Origin of the sequence: Micromonospora sp. WMMA1363 (assembly GCF_030345795.1) — a bacterium.
Classification (GTDB): domain Bacteria; phylum Actinomycetota; class Actinomycetes; order Mycobacteriales; family Micromonosporaceae; genus Micromonospora.
The window spans coordinates 4,038,465-4,053,604 of record NZ_JAUALB010000001.1; the positions used below are offsets into that span (position 1 = coordinate 4,038,465).

Genomic DNA, 15,140 nt, shown 5'->3' on the forward strand with positions numbered 1-15,140 from the left:
CTCCGACCGCTGCGCCCGAACCAGCAACGGCGATTGGCGTCAGCCGAGGCGCGGACGTCCCAGCAACCGTGACCGGGCCCTGGCATCTACGACACGGGACCGGTTCGAGTGGAACACCGGACGCGGGGTCGGTTTTGAGGCATCCGTGCAGGATGCCGACGAGTCGGTTGGCGAGCTGGCGCAGCGCGGCGCTGTGGTTGGCGCCGCAGGCGCGTTGCCGGTCGTAGTAGGCCCGAGCTCCGGGCGATGCCTTCAGCGCGGAGAACGCCTGGGTTATCAGCGCGTCGACGAGTCGGTCGTTGTGCACGAACCGGGCCATGACGGCTCTCTTCTTCCCGGACGCGCGGGTGATCGGGCTGGTGCCGGCGTAGTTCCTTCGGGCCTTCGCCGAGGCGTAACGGTCGTGGTCGTCACCGAACTCCGCGAGCACCCGGGCGCCGAGGACCACACCGAGTCCCGGCTGGGACAGGATGATCTCAGCGGCCGGGTGTCGACCAAAATGGTCCTCCACCTGCCCTTGCAGGGCCTTGACGTGCTTGTTGAGAGTGCCCAGCAGGGCGACCAGTGCCCGTACCGTCGCGGCATACGCGGCGGTGAGCACGTCCGGCTGGCCGAGCTGCTCGGTGCGCAGGGCGGCCTGGATCGCCGCCGCCTTCGTCGGGATGTCCCGGCGGCGGGCCCGTTTGAGCGCCGCGCTGATCTGGCTGCCGCTCAGCTTCGCGGCAGCGGCCGGGTCGGGTGCCTCCGCCAGCAGTTCCAGGCTGTCGCCGACGTCCAAGTCCTCGAACGCTACCAACGCGGCCGGGAAGTACTCCCGCAATGCGTGCCGTAGCCGCTGCCCTGCCCGTGCGTTCCCAGATCAGCGTCTTGTGCATCCGGGTGACAACCTTGGCCGCCTCCGCCTCGGCGCTGTCCCCAGCGATCGGACGCAACTGGTGCGAGTCGGTACGGACCATATCAGCCAGCATGTGCGCGTCGGCCGCATCGCTCTTGGCCCCGACAAGGCGAGGCGTTCCCGGTACCGGGCCGCCTGCAACGGGTTCACCGAATACACCGTGTAGCCCGCCGCAACCAGCGCCTGCACCCACGGACCCCGATCGGTCTCGATCCCGATCTTCACCGGCCCGGCGATGTCCTCGGCATCGATATCGTCGCCGAGCACCTGCCCGATCATCGCGTGCAGTCTCGCCATGCCCGCCATGCCCTCGGGAAGCCGGGCCTTGGCCAGCCGGCGGCCGGAAGCGTCCATCACCTCAACGTCGTGGTGGTCCTCCGCCCAGTCATCTCCTACGAACAGCAACGCCTCTCCTGCCTGTCGAACCGATACCACAGGTAGCCAGGCGGAGAACTATCAGCGACCTAATGAAGCAGTGCTCACGCCGCGACCGGCCGGGCACGACATCCCATCAGCGATCAACCCTCCAACACCGACCAGCAGCGGCACGATCTTTGAACAGGACTCCACGTCCAGGCCCACGGAGTGCTCGTCTGCCGGCGGCTACCTACCCGCCAGGAGTTTGCCGGATGGCTCACTCCCAGAACTCATTAGACCTGCCCACCGGCGCCTGACCCGCGAGGGTCCACCGATCGCCGTGTCCCTGCCCGGTCGGGCTTCACGCACCGGACGGGCAGGTGGGTAGGTCACCGACTGCGTTGGCCCACCGGCGCCACAGCGCACGAATCCACCCCTGGGGGTGCCGGGCGCTCAGACCAGACCGGCGTCGTGGACCAGGAGCGCCACCTGGACCCGGTTGTTGAGGCCCAGCTTCACCAGCAGCCGCGACACGTACGCCTTGACCGTCGCCACGCTCATGAACAGTTCCCCCGCGATCTCGGCGTTGCTGCAGCCCTGACCGAGCGCGATCGCGACCTCCCGCTCCCGCTCGCTCAACGTGGCGAGTTGCCGCTGTGCCCGCTGGCGGCGCGGCTCAGCGCCAACGGTCCCGGTGACGTGCGCGACCAGTTGGCGGGTGACCGTCGGGGAGAGCATGGTCTCACCCGCTGCCACCCGGCGGACGGCATGCACGATCTCGGCCGGTGCGGTGTCCTTGAGTAGGAAGCCTCCCGCCCCAGCCCGCAGTGCCCGCAGCACCTGTTCGTCGGCATCGAACGTGGTCAGCACCAGCACTTCGGGCGGGTTGGGCGCGGACCGCAGTTCCTCCGTGGCAGCCAGCCCGTCGAGCCGCGGCATGCGGATGTCCATCAGGACGACGTCCGGCGCGTACGCGGCCACGGCCGCGGGCACCTCGGTGCCGTCGGTGGCCTCCCCCGCCACCGTGAGGTCCGGCGCACCGCCGATGATCATCGACAGTGCGGCCCGGACCAGTGGATCGTCGTCGACGATCAACACCCGCACCGAACCAGCCGGCGCCCCGTCACCGGGCGGCGGGCCGTCCAGCCCCCCGGGGCCTGACCCGTCAGGCCCCGGACCGGTCATGCCGGCCATGGCAGCCACGCGGCGAGCCGGAAATGCCCTGCCGCGTCCCGTCCGTGCTCCAGCCGTCCGCCGGCTAGGCCGACCCGCTCGGCGACGCCGACGAGGCCGGTCCCGGCGCCGGGAATGCCGGCGCCGGAGCCGGCTGCGGGGCTCGCCGCGCCCTCCCCCGCCGCGCCGACCGGCCACGGGTTGCGGATCTCGACAGTGAGCCCGTCACCCCGGCGCCCGGCGAGCCGCACGTCGACGACCGCGCCCGGGGCGTGCTTGCGGGCGTTGGTCAGCCCCTCCTGCACGATCCGGTACGCGCTGCGGCCCACCGCGGGCGGCACCTCCCCCCGGTCGGCGACCTCCTCGACGACGCTCACCCGGACTCCGGCGGCTCGGGACTCGCCGATCAGCGTCGGCACGTCGACGAGGGTGGGCTGAGGCCGCTCCGGTTCGGCGCCCTCCGCCACGCCGGTCTCCGCCCGGAGCACCCCGATCACCTCCCGCAGGTCCTGCAGGGCGGCGTGTGCGCTGCCTCGGATCACCCCGGCCACCCTGGCCACTTCCTCGGCCGAGGTGTCCGGACGAAACTCCAATGCTCCGGCGTGCAGGCTGAGCAGCGAGATGCGGTGAGCCAACACGTCATGCATCTCCCGGGCGATGCGGGTTCGTTCCAACTGCCGGGCCTGCGTCACTCGCAGCTGCTGCTCCGCCTCGGCCCGGTGCGCCCGCTCCCGCAGCGACACCACCAACTGGCGGCGCGCCCGGACGAACATGCCCCAGGCCAGCACGGCCCCGAGGGTCAGCAGGATCAAGACCACGTTCAGCCACAGCGACGTCCCCGGTTCGGGGCGCAGCCGCAGATAGATCGGCGCGATGAGCAGGTGCGCACCGAACATGCCGGCGGCGACCGGGAAAGGCCGGTGCACGGTCACCGTGAACAGCACGATCAGCAGCGCCACGCCGCTGCTGACCGAGAACAGCGCCAGCGGCAGGCTGGCCAACGCCAACCCCACCGGCCAGCGCCGACGGACCCAGAGGGCGGCGCAGAGCACCAGGCTGGCCAGGAAGTCGACCTCGTTGAGCCAGCTGGGGCCGGTGTTCAGCGCAAGATCTGGCTCGTCCAACAGCGAATCGCCCCACGCCACCACGGCCCAGCCAAGGGCGGCCAGGAAGCAGAGGCTGTCGACGAACCAGTCCCGCGGCGTCCGCCCACGGGCCGTGGGGGCCGTCAGGGCGCCCGGAAGGAGCCAGGGGTGGTCGGGTACGGCGGTGCTGGTCACCGGTCAATCGTAGGGACCGGCCGGGGATGCCCGACAGCTACTAAAGTCGACGCCGGCCGTGGCCCGAGGTCTACCCGACGACAGACGGTCGGAGGCAGCGCACCACCGGGTCGCCCCGGCAGCATCGACGTCATGATCACGGTCGAACACCTCACCAAGCGGTACGGCCCGGACACGGTCGTCGAGGACGTCTCGTTCCACTGCGAGCCGGGCACCGTCACCGGCTTCCTCGGGCCGAACGGTGCCGGCAAGTCCACCACCATGCGGATGATCTGCGGGTTGACCCCACCGACCGGCGGCGGCGCAACGGTCGCCGGCCGGCCGTACCGGCAGCTGCCCAACCCTGGGCGGGAGATCGGGGTGCTGCTCGACGCCTCGGCCCAGCACTCGGGGCGCACCGGGCGGGAGACGCTGACCCTGGCCGCCACGACGATGGGCGTGGACCGTCGGCGGGTCGCCGCGGCGCTGGACCTGGTCGGGTTGAACGCGGTCGCCGCCAGGCGGCGGGCGGGTGGGGGCGTACTCGCTGGGGATGCGGCAGCGGCTCGGCCTGGCGCTGGCCCTGCTGGGTGACCCCCGGGTACTGATCCTCGACGAGCCGGCCAACGGCCTGGACCCGGAGGGCATCTTCTGGATGCGCGGCCTGCTGCGCGACTTCGCCGACCGGGGCGGCACCGTGTTGCTCTCCTCGCACCTGCTGCGCGAGGTGGAGGCGGTCGCCGACCGGCTTGTGGTGATCGGCGGCGGCCGGATCGTCGCCCAGGGCGGCAGGGACGAACTGCTCGCCGGCACGGGCACCCTGGTACGGGCGTGGGACTCGCATGCCCTGCGGCTCACCCTGAAGCGGGCCGCACTGAACGCCACCGCCGACACCAACGGCGGTTTCGTCGTGCACGCCGAGCCGGGCGTCGTGGGTCAGGCCGCCGCCGACGCCGGATTGGTCCTCACCGAGCTGCGGCCCGCCAGCGGTGGCCTCGAACAGCTCTTCCTCACCCTAACCGCCGGCGCGACCACGAAGGATGCCGTCAAGTGACCACGACCGTCGCCCCCACCACCGAGGCGGGCCCCCGCGTCGCGGCCGTCAGGCCGTCCATGGCCCGGCTGACCTCCGTCGAGCTACGCAAGCTCACCGACACCCGCGCCGGCCGCTGGCTGCTGGCCACCATCGGGCTGATCGCGGTCGCCATCGCCGTGGTGCAGCTCTTCGTGTTGGACGACGCGCAGCGGACCTTCACTGGCTTCCTCGCCCCGTCGCTGCTCCCGGTGGGCCTGCTGCTGCCGGTGGTCGGCATCTTGTCGGTCACCTCCGAGTGGACGCAGCGCACCGCGCTGACCACGTTCGCCCTGGTGCCACATCGGGAACGGGTGGTGCTGGCCAAGCTCGCGGCGGTGATGCTGGCGGCACTCGCGTCGGTGGTGGTGAACCTGGCCGTGGCCGCTGCCGGCACACTCGCCGCCGAGGCCACCGGTGGAGCCGGCAGCTGGGACGGCGAGTGGGCGCTGGTGCTGCACGCGGCCGTGATCCAGCTCGTCAACGTGCTGATGGGGGCCGCGTTCGGCCTGCTGCTGCTCAACACTCCGTTGGCGATCGTCAGCTATCTGCTGCTGCCGACGGTCTGGAGCATCCTCGCCGCGATGATCTCGGCGCTGCAAGGCCCGGCACGTTGGCTCGACACCTCGGTCACCATGGAACCGCTCTTCGGCAACGAGGTGACCGCCGGGCAGTGGGGCCGGCTGGCGGTCTCGGTACTGGTCTGGGTAGCCGTGCCCTCGGTCGCCGGCATACTGCGGACCCTGGGGCGGGAGACGTCCTGATGCGCGATGGGTGGCAGCCCGCCGCCGCCACAACAGTGGATGGCGGCGGCGAGGAACTGGCGGTGATGTGGGGTGGCTTCCCGCTGGCCGGAGCCGGGGCGGGGTGGGCGCTGGTCGCCGCCGCCGACTGGGTGACCGGGCTGCGCTGGGCGCCGTGGCAGGGCCTGTTCGAGCTGCTGGCCCGCCAGCCGCCGCGGCCGGCCGCGGCGGTCGCTGCGGCGATCGGCCTCGCGGCCGGGCTGTTACTCGCCGGCGTCGGCACCCGAGAGCGGCTGATCGTGGCTGTCGACCGGGAGCAGGTGCGGCTGCGCCGCGACGGCGCGGAGCGTTCGGTGCCGCGGCGTCCGGTCAGCGCCGTCTTCTGTGACCGCAAACACCTGGTGGTGCTCGGCTCGGCCGGTGAGGAACTGGCCCGGGAACGCGGCGACCTGAGCCGGGAGCGGCTGCGGGACGCCTTCGCCGGGCACGGCTGGCCGTGGCAGGACGTCGACCCGCACGATGCGGCGTACCGGCGGTGGGTGGAGGGGCTGCCCGGCCTGCCGGCGGGGGCGGACGCGCTGCTGCGCGCCCGGCAGCGCGCCGTGGATCGGGACCGGCGCCGGGACGCGCGGGAACTACGCACCGAACTGGCCCGGCTCGGGGTGGTGGTCCGGGACCAGGATCGTCGCCAGTACTGGCGGACGGTCACCCTTCCGCTCCGCCGGGAGGAATTCTCGGACGGGCAATAGCAGGACGGTTGAGACACCGGGACGGCGCCGATGACCGAGCAGCAGCCGTACCGAGTCCTGACCCGCCATGCCGGCTTCGAGCTACGCCGCCATCGCACAAGGTCACCCAGGGTCGGACAAACACGAAATCGCGTTGGGTCAGAGAACCAGATCGGGAGCACCGGGGCGGGGGTCCCACCACCGACGCGGCCCCGTGCACCACATCGATCCGCGTCGACACCCTGAGACAGCTGTTGGCCGGCGCCGGCCGCGGCGTCGCCGGTGCGGGGGAACGGCTCGATGGAGCAGACCACCTCGACCGGTACCTCGAAGTACGCGGCGATGCGCAGCGCCAGGTGCAGGCTGGGCCGGAACTCGCCCCGTTCCAGGTAACCGATGGTCTGGTAGTGCACACCGAGTTCGTCGGCGAGCTGCCGCCGGGAGACGCCCCGCTCGGCGCGCAGCACCGCGATCCGGTTGTGCACGGTCTCGCTCATCGCCGCCCTCTCATCCACCCGCTGCATGGCCTGCTCCCGCCGGGCCGCGACCCGCGAGCCGGACTCCCGGCGGGCCATCCGGCGCAGCAGCACCGGGGCCAGCACGAGCCCGAGCACCGCCCAGGCGCCGAGCACGCCGAGCATCTCCGGATGGCGCCAGGATCCGCCGAGCTCGACCGCCGCCAGGTCGGCCGGAATTGGCGCAGCGACCTCCACCGACGCCCCTTTGCGCGTCCAACGGACGGCAGCGCCCGTCGTCGGCCTAGCTGCCCGACTGGCGCAGCGACCTCCGTGGACGCAGCCGCGATAGCCTTCGGGGTTCGCCGCCAACGACGCGGCTGGCGCAGATGGGGCGCGGGTTCGATGTCGTCCGCGCATACCGAGGCGGGCATAATGCCTCACCATGATCCTTCGAACCCGAGCGGCAGCCCACGCAGCGTTACTCCTGCCGCTCCTCGGAGCCTGCACTGCCGACCCCACGCCCGAGCGGTCGACGAGGGCGGACCGCACCTACCAGGTGCCAGCCGACATCTGTGACCGTCTCGACTACGATCTGGCAGGAGCCGCACTCGGCAGCCCGTTACCCTTGCCAGCAGAGGATCTTGACCAAGGGCCGGGGTTCCGCTGCGACAAGTGGTTCTTCGATGGTGGCGGCAAGCCCGGTGGGTTCGTGCATGTCACCGTCCGGGCCGCGAACAGCCCGACGGAAGCCCGGACCGGTTTCGACCAGACCGCTCCGGCCAGTTCCGCCAGCCCTTTCCCGGGCGGCGACGCAATCAACGCCGACGGCATCCGCTACCAGCGACTGGCCACCGAAACCACCATCGACGTCGTCGACGCCAATCTGTTCGTCGGCGTCCGGCTGGTCACCCGCGAACCGATGAGCGCCGAGGTGAAGACCGAGGTGGCGGTTGCCGCCGTGCACACCACGCAGCACGTGCTCCAGCTGATTCAGGGCACCGAAGACACCTGAGCCAACGCGGGTCGCCGGCGCCGCGGTCCGGCGGCTGCTGATCGTGGGATTGTCAAGGGTGCCTTCCAGCGCACGGCCCAGCAGCCCACCCTCGCCGGTCAGCTTCAGCCCGTCACCCCGGGTCCGATCGACCAGCACCGCGATCAACTGCTCATCCGTGCCCACCACCCACCAGCCCGGCGGCCGGCTACCCCACGGTGGTCTCGGTCGTCACTGGCGGTCAGCAAACGTCGGTGCCGGCGCAAAGCCGGGGCGCCACCTTCTTCGCCCAGTAACGAGCGTCGGCCGCCGTAGCATTGAAGTCGAGTCGGAGTTGGGCCACCAGGTAGCCCTGACGGACGATCAGCATCCGCCTCGGGGGGCCGGCTTCGTCCCACGACCCCGCATCCATCGGGTCACCGCCGGATCCGACCAGCATCGATTCGTCACCACCCAGCCCTTCAGCCATGATCGTCATTGCGCCGGAACGGACGGGACGCACCGGTACGCAGTCGGCGATCACCTGTCGCAGCCGCTGCATCGAGGTGGCGGCCCCGTCGCCGGAGTGTCCGGTCGCCCGCTCGACCAAATGGTGGGTGGGGGAGTCAAACTGCGCGGTTGCCGTGGCCACGACGTCGACCATTATCCACGGCGGACGGTTGTCACAGCGGGCGGCGGCTTCCGCTTCCAGGGTCCAGTCGGTGTCTACTTCTCTCGTCATCGTCCAGCCGGACGGCAGGGGCAGGTCGGCGAGTTGCAGCATCGCCTCCGCCGGGATCACCTGCTTGGCCTGGCCGGTGGTCGGGGCCGGACTCGACGGCGTGGCACGGCCCGGGCTCGGGTCGCCGGTCGGCGACGGGTCGGGGTTCGGGGCGGGGATCGTCGGATCGACGGTGGACAGGGGCACCGGAGCCACGTCCGGACGGCCGGCCAACGCCACTGCGCCCGAGGCGACCACGGCGACGGCGACAGCGCTGGCCAGGACGGCGGCGGCCCGGGTACGGCGGGTGCGTTGCCGACCGCGCCGGCGTACCTGCTCGACCGGCGCCCTGGACGAGCTGTGGCTGGACCACGACTTGGGCGGCGACGACACGATCTGGCCGGTCGTGGAGATCCTGGAACAGGCCGCCTTCGAGAAGCGCCCCTTCGACATCGGCGTTGTCAATGTCCATTCCTCCAACCCGGGCGGCGCTGCGAAGATCGCGCAGGTCTTACGGCACTGGGGCTATCGCGTCCATGTCGCGTCGGGTTCCGCGGAGGTCGGCTATCTCGACGGCCCTGCGGTGAGCTGATCGGTTCGAACACGTCGTCGGCCGGCCACCACACTCGGCCTGCGGCAGATCAGGATGCCGCGGCACGTCATGGTCCGAGTGCTCCGCAGCGTCCGCACTGGCACCTCGTCAGCGGGGCCCACTACCCACACGAGCAAGTACCTCGCGTGCCAGAATCCGGCATGACGATTCGCCGTGCCGTGCCCGACATCACCACCGCCGATCCGGTCGCGAGCAGCGGCTTCTACCAGCTTCTGGGCTTCCGCGAGGAGATGAACCTGGGCTGGGTGGTCAACTTGGTCTCACCGTCCGACCCCACCGCCCAGGTCATCCTCATCACCAAAGATGCAGCGGCTCCTGTAAACCCGGACCTCAGCGTGGAGGTCGCTGACGTCAACGCCGTCTACGAGGCGGTGTGCGCGACGGGCGCAGAGATCGTGCACCCGATTACCGACGAGCAGTGGGGCGTCCGGCGCTTCTTCGTCCGCGACCCGGACGGCAACGTGGTCAACGTCGTCAGCCACCGCTGACCAGCCAACGGCCTACCGTCCCGACAAGCCCCTCGAGTCTGGCGAGCTGGTGACTTGTGCGGAGCGCGACGTCTCCGCCGGTCAACGAGCGCCCTGGAAGCGGCAGATGAGCGCGCCCGCTACGTAGCGGCGCCGTTCGGCCGGTCGGGACCCGAGGCGGGATGTTTCTTGACTCTCGACCTGGTCGAGGGCTGACCCTTCCTGGATGACGTCTGAAGAGCGCAACCAACGATCAGTCCCACTCGCGATTGACCTGGAGATGCTGCGGCCCGTACTACGCAGCGGCTGGGGAGCGGATACCTGCGACCCGCACGATGTGCAGGATTGGCACGCCGGCAACGCAGCACGTGGTCAATGCGGGGTGACTGCCTTGATCATTCAGGACCTGCTCGGCGGAGAGCTGATCCTCGGCGAGGTCCTCGCCGGAGACGTCAAGGTCGGCTACCACTACTGGAATCGGTTGGCCGACGGCCGCGAGGTCGATCTGACAGCTGACCAGTTCCAGCCACCGGAAGTCGTTGTCGGCGGTCAAGTCCAGCAACGTTCGCCGGGCCCACCTCGGCGATGCCGCCAGCAGTACGAGATCCTGCGAGGCCGTGTCTTCGCAGCCCTCTACGGCGGCGAACCAACGCAATCCACGCAGCCGTGACGGCCGGCGAAGAGGCCGAGCGCACGAACGGCGGCAGGTCCGCACGGGTCAGGACGTGCTCATGACGATCTCCGCTGACGACTCCCGGTCGGGTGCGGATCGTGACGGCCGTTCTTCGCGACGGCGATCGGGTGTTGCTGTGTCATCGAAGCGCCGGACGCCGTTGGTATCCGACGTGTGGGACCTGCCGGGCGGTCATGTTAAGGAGAGGGAGGATCCGAAAGAGAGCCTTCTCCGCGAGCTTCGGGAGGAGTTGCGAATCACGGCATCGGAGCCGCCCAGCCCGCCGGTGCATGAGATCCGGACCGCGACGTACGACATGCAGATCTGGTTGATCGACAGGTGGACCGGAACACCCGTCAACGCCGCGCCGGACGAGCACGACGCTGTGGCGTGGTTCGAGACGACCGACCTTGACGGCCTGAGTCTCGGCCACGAGTCGCATCTCTCGATGTTCACCGCAGTCCTCGTCACGTGACGTCGCTCCGGAAGCCAGGGGTGCGCGCTCATCGGCACGACCGCGCACTCGACCCCACCGCGCCTCGTCACGCAACGTGACCCCCGGTAGGCCAGATCAGGACGCTGGCCAGACAAATCCACGAAGATGGCTGCGTGAAGGCGATCGATCCAGACAACGGCGATGGTGACCGAGATGCCTACCCCAAGGCCGTGCCCGGCTTGCGTCCCGAAACCGACGGTGCGGCCGACGACACGGCACTCACCCTCGAAGTCGATGGAGAGATGTTCGCCCTCCGCCCAAACGAGTTGGGTGCGGCTCTGGTGAGGTGCGGCGACACGCTGTGTGGCCTGGGGATGTGTTACTGGTTGTGATGGTGAAAGGGATCCTCCCGCTATGTTCGTCGGTTGCGAGACACGAACATCAGCAAAGAGGGAGCCCGGTGCAAGAGTACGCATCCGAGACGGCGGACGATGCTTTCGCCGGCTCATCCGTGCGGTTCGGCGCGATGGTGGACTTCCTGTCCGGTGAGCATGCGGCGGGGATGACTCACGCCGAACTGGAGGAGCGGCTGCATACCGATGGCATGCGGTTGCTGTGTCAGTTGTTGCAGGACAGTCTGGATCTTCGTGCCAGTCGGGAGGAACGGCTCGACGAGGTGACCGACGCCGATAGCCATCTGCGGGGGTGGGCCGAGCGGGGGCGGCAGCGGACGCTGGCCACCCGGTTCGGTGAGGTGGTGGTGACGCGTATCGCCTACCGGGCGCGGGCGCGGGCCGATCTGAACCCGGCGGACGCGGTGTTGAACCTGCCCGTGGAGAAGCACTCGCATGGACTGCGCCGGTTGGCCGCGGCCGAGGCGGCCCGCGGCTCGTTCACCGACGCGGCGGCCGCGATTGAGCGGGCCACCACGGTGCGTATCGGGAAACGGCAGGTCGAGGCGTTGGCCGCCGCAGCGGCGATAGATGTGGATGCCTTCTACACCGCCCACGCCCCGGACTGGTCGGCCGATGATGATGTGCTGGCGTTGTCCTTCGACGCCAAAGGGGTGGTGATGCGCCCCGACGGGCTCCGCGCGGGCACCGCCAAGGCCGCGGTCAGCCAGAAACTGGCCGGCCGCCGGTCCAAGGGCGAGAAACGCAACCGCAAGCGGATGTGCGAGGTCGCCGCGGTCTTCGACGTGACCGGCAAGCCGCGCACCATCGCCGACATCCTGCCCGAGGACCCCGAAGCGGCCCAAACTGCTACCCCGGCGCCGGTCACCTCCGGCAAGTGGCTGCACGCCAGCGTGACCGACGACGCCGCGGCGGTGATCGCCGCCGGGTTCGCCGAGGCCGACCGCCGCGACCCCGACCACGCTCGGACCTGGATCGCCCTGGTCGACGGCAACACCCACCAGATCGACCGGATCCACGCCGAGGCCAAAACCCGCAAGATCACCTTGCCGGTTGTTGTGGACTTCATCCACGTCATCGAGTACCTCTGGAAGGCCACCTGGTGTTTCCACCCGGAGGGCGACCCGAACGCCGAACGGTGGGTCCGCGCCCAGGCCCGGCAGGTGTTGGCCGGACGGGCCGGCATAGTCGCCGCAGCCATCCGACGCAAGGCCACCTACCACGGCCTGGACCCCGGCAAACGCAAACCCGCCGATGTCGCCGCCGCCTACCTGCTGGCCAAAAAACCGTACCTGGACTACCCGACCGCGCTGGCCAACGGGTGGCCGATCGCCACCGGGGTGATCGAAGGCGCCTGCCGCCACCTGGTCAAAGATCGTATGGACGTCACCGGCGCTCGCTGGGGCCTCGACGGCGCCGAAGCAATCCTCAAACTCCGCACCCTGATCAGCAACGGCGACTTCGACCAGTACTGGACCTGGCACCTGGCCCAGGAACAACAACGCATCCACAACAGCCGCTACCTCGGCGGTGCCATCCCACAATAGACGATCACCTCAGAGGAGCCGCACCCAAACGAGTTCGGTGGCACCGACTACACGTGGCTCAGCGGACCGAGCCCCGGCTACGGATTCGGCATGAGCCCGACCTCGAACCTGTCACTCGACGAGCACACCGAGAACATCCGCGATTTTCTGGCCATCGTTGACCCCACCACGGGATACATCGAAGACGATTGAGCGGTAAAGCCGTTTGACGTTGCAGTCCACGAAGCGCACAACTCGGCTACGGCCGTGCGCCCAGCTACACGAGCCGGACGTGACGCTACGTAGCGAACGTTTCGCGGCATGAGCGAGCGCGCGTTCACACGGTCCCTCGGTGCGAGCCTGGCGTGCCTGAGAAGTTGTTCGGCCACCCAGCCCTGCCGGCGCCCGGGAAGGCGACCACAGCGTGAGCCGGGATGCACTCAACGGCGCCACCGGCCAACTGGCGGAAATTGCTGACCACCGGCCCGGCACCCCACCGCCGTACGCGTTCCGGTCGACGGACCGCCGGCCACCGGCGCCCGTCTGTGACCGTCCGGAAAGCCGGAAATGCGTTTCTCCGATTGGCGTTCGCTCCGTTAGGATCTCCAGCGATCAAGGGGGATGAAGCGGTGGGCGATTTCCAGCAGTTCGTGACGGATGTGACTTCGCGTCTGTCCATCATGTCCAGGGGTGAGTTGTACGCCGTCGGCGACGGCCTCGACCGGGACTCACTCTGGCTCACCTATCTCGATTCCTTCCCCGCCGACACCAATCTGCGGTTCCGCGAGCGATCCGAGTACGACTGCTCGACCTGCCGCGGTTTCATCAAGCACTTCGGCAACGTCGTCGAGATCCACGCCGGGCGGGTCCGTACCGTCTGGTCCGGGGTGTCGGCCTCCGACCCGGTCTTCTCCGTCGTCGCCGCCGCTCTGGACGAGTTCGTTCTTTCGCTGCCGTTGTCCACCATCTTCCGGTCCACACAGGCGCAGTACGGGACGAAGACCACCCGAACGCTGTGTGACGGCCAAGTCGAGGTGTGGCACCACCTGCACGGCCGGGTGGAGAAGCGGCATCGCATCGAAGACGTCGGCGCGGCACAGGGCACCTTTGACGCCGCGGTGCAGGTCTTCCAGCGTGGCCTGGCCGAGTTGACCCAGCACGCTCTGGACACCGTCGTCGACCTTGTCGACGACAACGCCCTCTACCGCGGCACGGAACATCGTCGGGCGGTGACCGAGTTCCGGTCGCTGCAGAACCGGTGGACGACGGCGACCGACAGACCGGCCTTCGTCTTCGCCAACGCCATGAACCCGGCGGCACGCTTCCGCAACACGGTGATCGGCACCCTCGTCCAGGACCTCTCCGCGGGCGTCGACCTGGAGCAGGCGGTCCGGTCGTTCGAGACGAAGGTGGCACCGCAGAATTACCAGCGCCCCACGGCGTTGATCACCCCGGCCATGGTCAAGGCTGCCATGAAGACCATTGACGAGTTGGGCATCGAGGAGTCGCTGCAGCGACGGTTCGCCCGGCTGTCCGATGTGTCGGTCACCAACGTGCTGTGGGTCGACAACGACACACAGCCGCGGATGAAGGACGGCATCGAAGGGCTGCTCATGCAGGCCACCATGAAGTCGGCAGGTGCGTGCCTTCGTGACGCGAAGCCGGAGGAGATTCCCGTGGTCTCCTTCATGAAGGACATCCTGCCCGGCGCCACCACCATCGACCTGTGGGTCGCCAACACCTACGAGCCGCACTTCGTCAGTCTCACGACCGGCCGGCACCCGGCTGCTCCGCGGTTGTTCAAGTGGGACAACGATTTCGGCTGGTCGTACGGCGGCAACGTCACCGACTCAATCAAGGAGAAGGTCAAGCGGGCCGGCGGCAACGTCACCGGCAAGCTGCGGGTGAGCCTGTCCTGGTTCAACCACGACGACCTCGACCTGCACGTGTTCGAACCCAACGGCGACCACATCTGGTACCAGGAAAAGCGCAACAAGCTGGACGTCGACATGAACGCCAGCGGGACGCTCTCCCGCGAGCCGGTGGAGAACGTCACCTGGACCGACCGTGTCCCCGACGGTGAGTACCGGATCGAGGTGAACCAGTACCGCAAGCGGGACAGCACCCAGGTCGGCTTTGTTATCGAGACCGAGAGCAACGGGAAGATCGAGCATTACAGCCACGATCGCGCGGTAGGCCACAAGGAGACCGTCGAGGTGGGCCGGATGACGGTTACCGGCGGGGAAATCACCGCTTTCCTGCCGGGTAAAGACGTACAGCCGGGCAGTGCGGGCAAGGAGTTGTGGGGCATCACCACCGAACAGTTCGTACCGGTGTCCACCATCATGTACTCGCCGAACTACTTCGACGACAACGAGGTCGGCAACCGGCACTACTTCTTCATCCTGAAGGGGTGCGTGAACGACCAGCCGACGCGGGGGATCTACAACGAGTTCCTCCGCGGCGACCTGCAACCGCACCGCAAGGTGTTCGAGGTTCTCGGCGACCGCACCAAGTGCGAGCCGTCTCCGGATCAGCTTTCCGGCCTCGGCTTCAGCTCCACGGTCCGCAGCTCTGTGGTCGCCAAGGTGACCATGACCGGCGGCCAGCGCCGCCTCATCAGCATCCAGTTCTGA

At 69.2% G+C, this 15,140-nt stretch carries 13 protein-coding genes and 4 pseudogenes; 11 read left to right on the forward strand and 6 right to left on the reverse strand.

Annotated features, from left to right (window positions below; translation table 11 throughout):
* Nucleotides 1-130: 130 nt before the first annotated feature.
* The 3 genes and pseudogenes from QTQ03_RS30715 to QTQ03_RS18785 all read right to left on the reverse strand — a co-directional run.
* Nucleotides 131-1,300, reverse strand: a pseudogene (locus QTQ03_RS30715) (IS110 family RNA-guided transposase); the annotation flags it as partial.
* 405 nt (nt 1,301-1,705) lie between these two features.
* Nucleotides 1,706-2,455 (reverse strand): response regulator, encoded by a 750-nt coding sequence (locus QTQ03_RS18780; RefSeq protein WP_289279183.1) that lies wholly within the window; start codon nt 2,453-2,455, stop codon nt 1,706-1,708.
* The gene (locus QTQ03_RS18785) at nt 2,434-3,705 is read right to left on the reverse strand and encodes a sensor histidine kinase (protein ID WP_289279184.1); all 1,272 of its coding nucleotides are present in this window, start codon (nt 3,703-3,705) and stop codon (nt 2,434-2,436) included. The genes QTQ03_RS18780 and QTQ03_RS18785 overlap by 22 nt, the downstream gene beginning before the upstream one ends.
* A gap of 132 nt (nt 3,706-3,837) precedes the next feature.
* On the opposite strand from QTQ03_RS18785, the pseudogene QTQ03_RS18790 reads away from it, so the two are divergent.
* The 3 genes and pseudogenes from QTQ03_RS18790 to QTQ03_RS18800 all read left to right on the forward strand — a co-directional run bounded on the left by QTQ03_RS18790 (nt 3,838) and on the right by QTQ03_RS18800 (nt 6,248).
* A pseudogene (locus QTQ03_RS18790) lies at nt 3,838-4,738 on the forward strand (ABC transporter ATP-binding protein).
* A complete protein-coding gene (locus QTQ03_RS18795; RefSeq protein WP_289279185.1) occupies nt 4,735-5,520 on the forward strand; it encodes an ABC transporter permease in 786 nt (261 codons plus the stop codon). The pseudogene QTQ03_RS18790 and the gene QTQ03_RS18795 overlap by 4 nt, the downstream one beginning before the upstream one ends.
* Complete coding sequence (locus tag QTQ03_RS18800) at nt 5,520-6,248, forward strand: YqeB family protein (RefSeq protein WP_289279186.1); 729 nt, start codon at nt 5,520-5,522, stop codon at nt 6,246-6,248. Before QTQ03_RS18795 ends, QTQ03_RS18800 begins: the two co-directional genes overlap by 1 nt.
* 239 nt (nt 6,249-6,487) lie before the next feature.
* On the opposite strand, the pseudogene QTQ03_RS18805 reads toward QTQ03_RS18800, so the two are convergent.
* Together QTQ03_RS18805 and QTQ03_RS18810 are read right to left on the reverse strand one after the other, a co-directional pair.
* Nucleotides 6,488-6,724: pseudogene (locus tag QTQ03_RS18805) on the reverse strand (helix-turn-helix transcriptional regulator); the annotation flags it as partial.
* Nucleotides 6,725-6,739: 15 nt separating this feature from the next.
* Nucleotides 6,740-6,931 (reverse strand): annotated as a pseudogene (locus QTQ03_RS18810) (ABC transporter permease); the annotation flags it as partial.
* A 310-nt stretch (nt 6,932-7,241) separates the two neighbouring features.
* Between QTQ03_RS18810 and QTQ03_RS18815 the strand changes: the two are divergent.
* The gene (locus tag QTQ03_RS18815; RefSeq protein WP_289279187.1) at nt 7,242-7,697 is read left to right on the forward strand and encodes a hypothetical protein; all 456 of its coding nucleotides are present in this window, start codon (nt 7,242-7,244) and stop codon (nt 7,695-7,697) included.
* Between the two features lie 220 nt (nt 7,698-7,917).
* Here QTQ03_RS18815 and QTQ03_RS18820 read toward each other — a convergent pair whose 3' ends face one another.
* Nucleotides 7,918-8,769, reverse strand: a complete 852-nt coding sequence (locus QTQ03_RS18820; RefSeq protein ID WP_289281036.1) for a hypothetical protein — start codon at nt 8,767-8,769, stop codon at nt 7,918-7,920.
* Between QTQ03_RS18820 and QTQ03_RS18825 the strand changes: the two genes are divergently transcribed.
* The 7 genes from QTQ03_RS18825 (at nt 8,651) to QTQ03_RS18855 (ending at nt 15,140) form a co-directional block, all read left to right on the forward strand.
* On the forward strand, nt 8,651-8,968 hold the full coding sequence (locus QTQ03_RS18825; protein WP_289280893.1) for a cyclic-phosphate processing receiver domain-containing protein: 318 nt from the start codon (nt 8,651-8,653) through the stop codon (nt 8,966-8,968). The genes QTQ03_RS18820 and QTQ03_RS18825 overlap by 119 nt on opposite strands.
* Nucleotides 8,969-9,147: 179 nt before the next feature.
* The gene (locus tag QTQ03_RS18830) at nt 9,148-9,477 is read left to right on the forward strand and encodes a VOC family protein (RefSeq protein WP_289279188.1); all 330 of its coding nucleotides are present in this window, start codon (nt 9,148-9,150) and stop codon (nt 9,475-9,477) included.
* Between the two features lie 205 nt (nt 9,478-9,682).
* Entirely contained in the window at nt 9,683-10,126 is a 444-nt protein-coding gene (locus QTQ03_RS18835; protein WP_289279189.1) for a YunG family protein, read from the forward strand.
* Between the two features lie 61 nt (nt 10,127-10,187).
* Nucleotides 10,188-10,604: an NUDIX hydrolase gene (locus tag QTQ03_RS18840; RefSeq protein ID WP_289279190.1), complete on the forward strand. Its 417-nt coding sequence runs from the start codon at nt 10,188-10,190 to the stop codon at nt 10,602-10,604.
* Nucleotides 10,605-10,738: 134 nt separating this feature from the next.
* The gene (locus QTQ03_RS18845) at nt 10,739-10,957 is read left to right on the forward strand and encodes a hypothetical protein (RefSeq protein WP_289279191.1); all 219 of its coding nucleotides are present in this window, start codon (nt 10,739-10,741) and stop codon (nt 10,955-10,957) included.
* A gap of 134 nt (nt 10,958-11,091) precedes the next feature.
* On the forward strand, nt 11,092-12,525 hold the full coding sequence (locus tag QTQ03_RS18850) for an ISKra4 family transposase (RefSeq protein WP_289280660.1): 1,434 nt from the start codon (nt 11,092-11,094) through the stop codon (nt 12,523-12,525).
* Nucleotides 12,526-13,133: 608 nt separating this feature from the next.
* Nucleotides 13,134-15,140 carry a DUF8224 domain-containing phage-derived protein gene (locus QTQ03_RS18855; RefSeq protein WP_289279192.1) on the forward strand — a complete coding sequence of 669 codons (2,007 nt, stop codon included), beginning with the start codon at nt 13,134-13,136 and terminating at the stop codon, nt 15,138-15,140.

What these genes read in the sequence shown, in the direction of transcription:
- QTQ03_RS18800 (WP_289279186.1), top strand. Translation starts at nt 5,520, where the DNA reads ATGCGCGATGGGTGGCAGCCCGCCGCCGCCACAACAGTGGATGGCGGC.
- QTQ03_RS18835 (WP_289279189.1), top strand. Translation starts at nt 9,683, where the DNA reads ATGACGTCTGAAGAGCGCAACCAACGATCAGTCCCACTCGCGATTGAC.
- QTQ03_RS18840 (WP_289279190.1), top strand. Translation starts at nt 10,188, where the DNA reads ATGACGATCTCCGCTGACGACTCCCGGTCGGGTGCGGATCGTGACGGC.
- QTQ03_RS18850 (WP_289280660.1), top strand. Translation starts at nt 11,092, where the DNA reads ATGGTGGACTTCCTGTCCGGTGAGCATGCGGCGGGGATGACTCACGCC.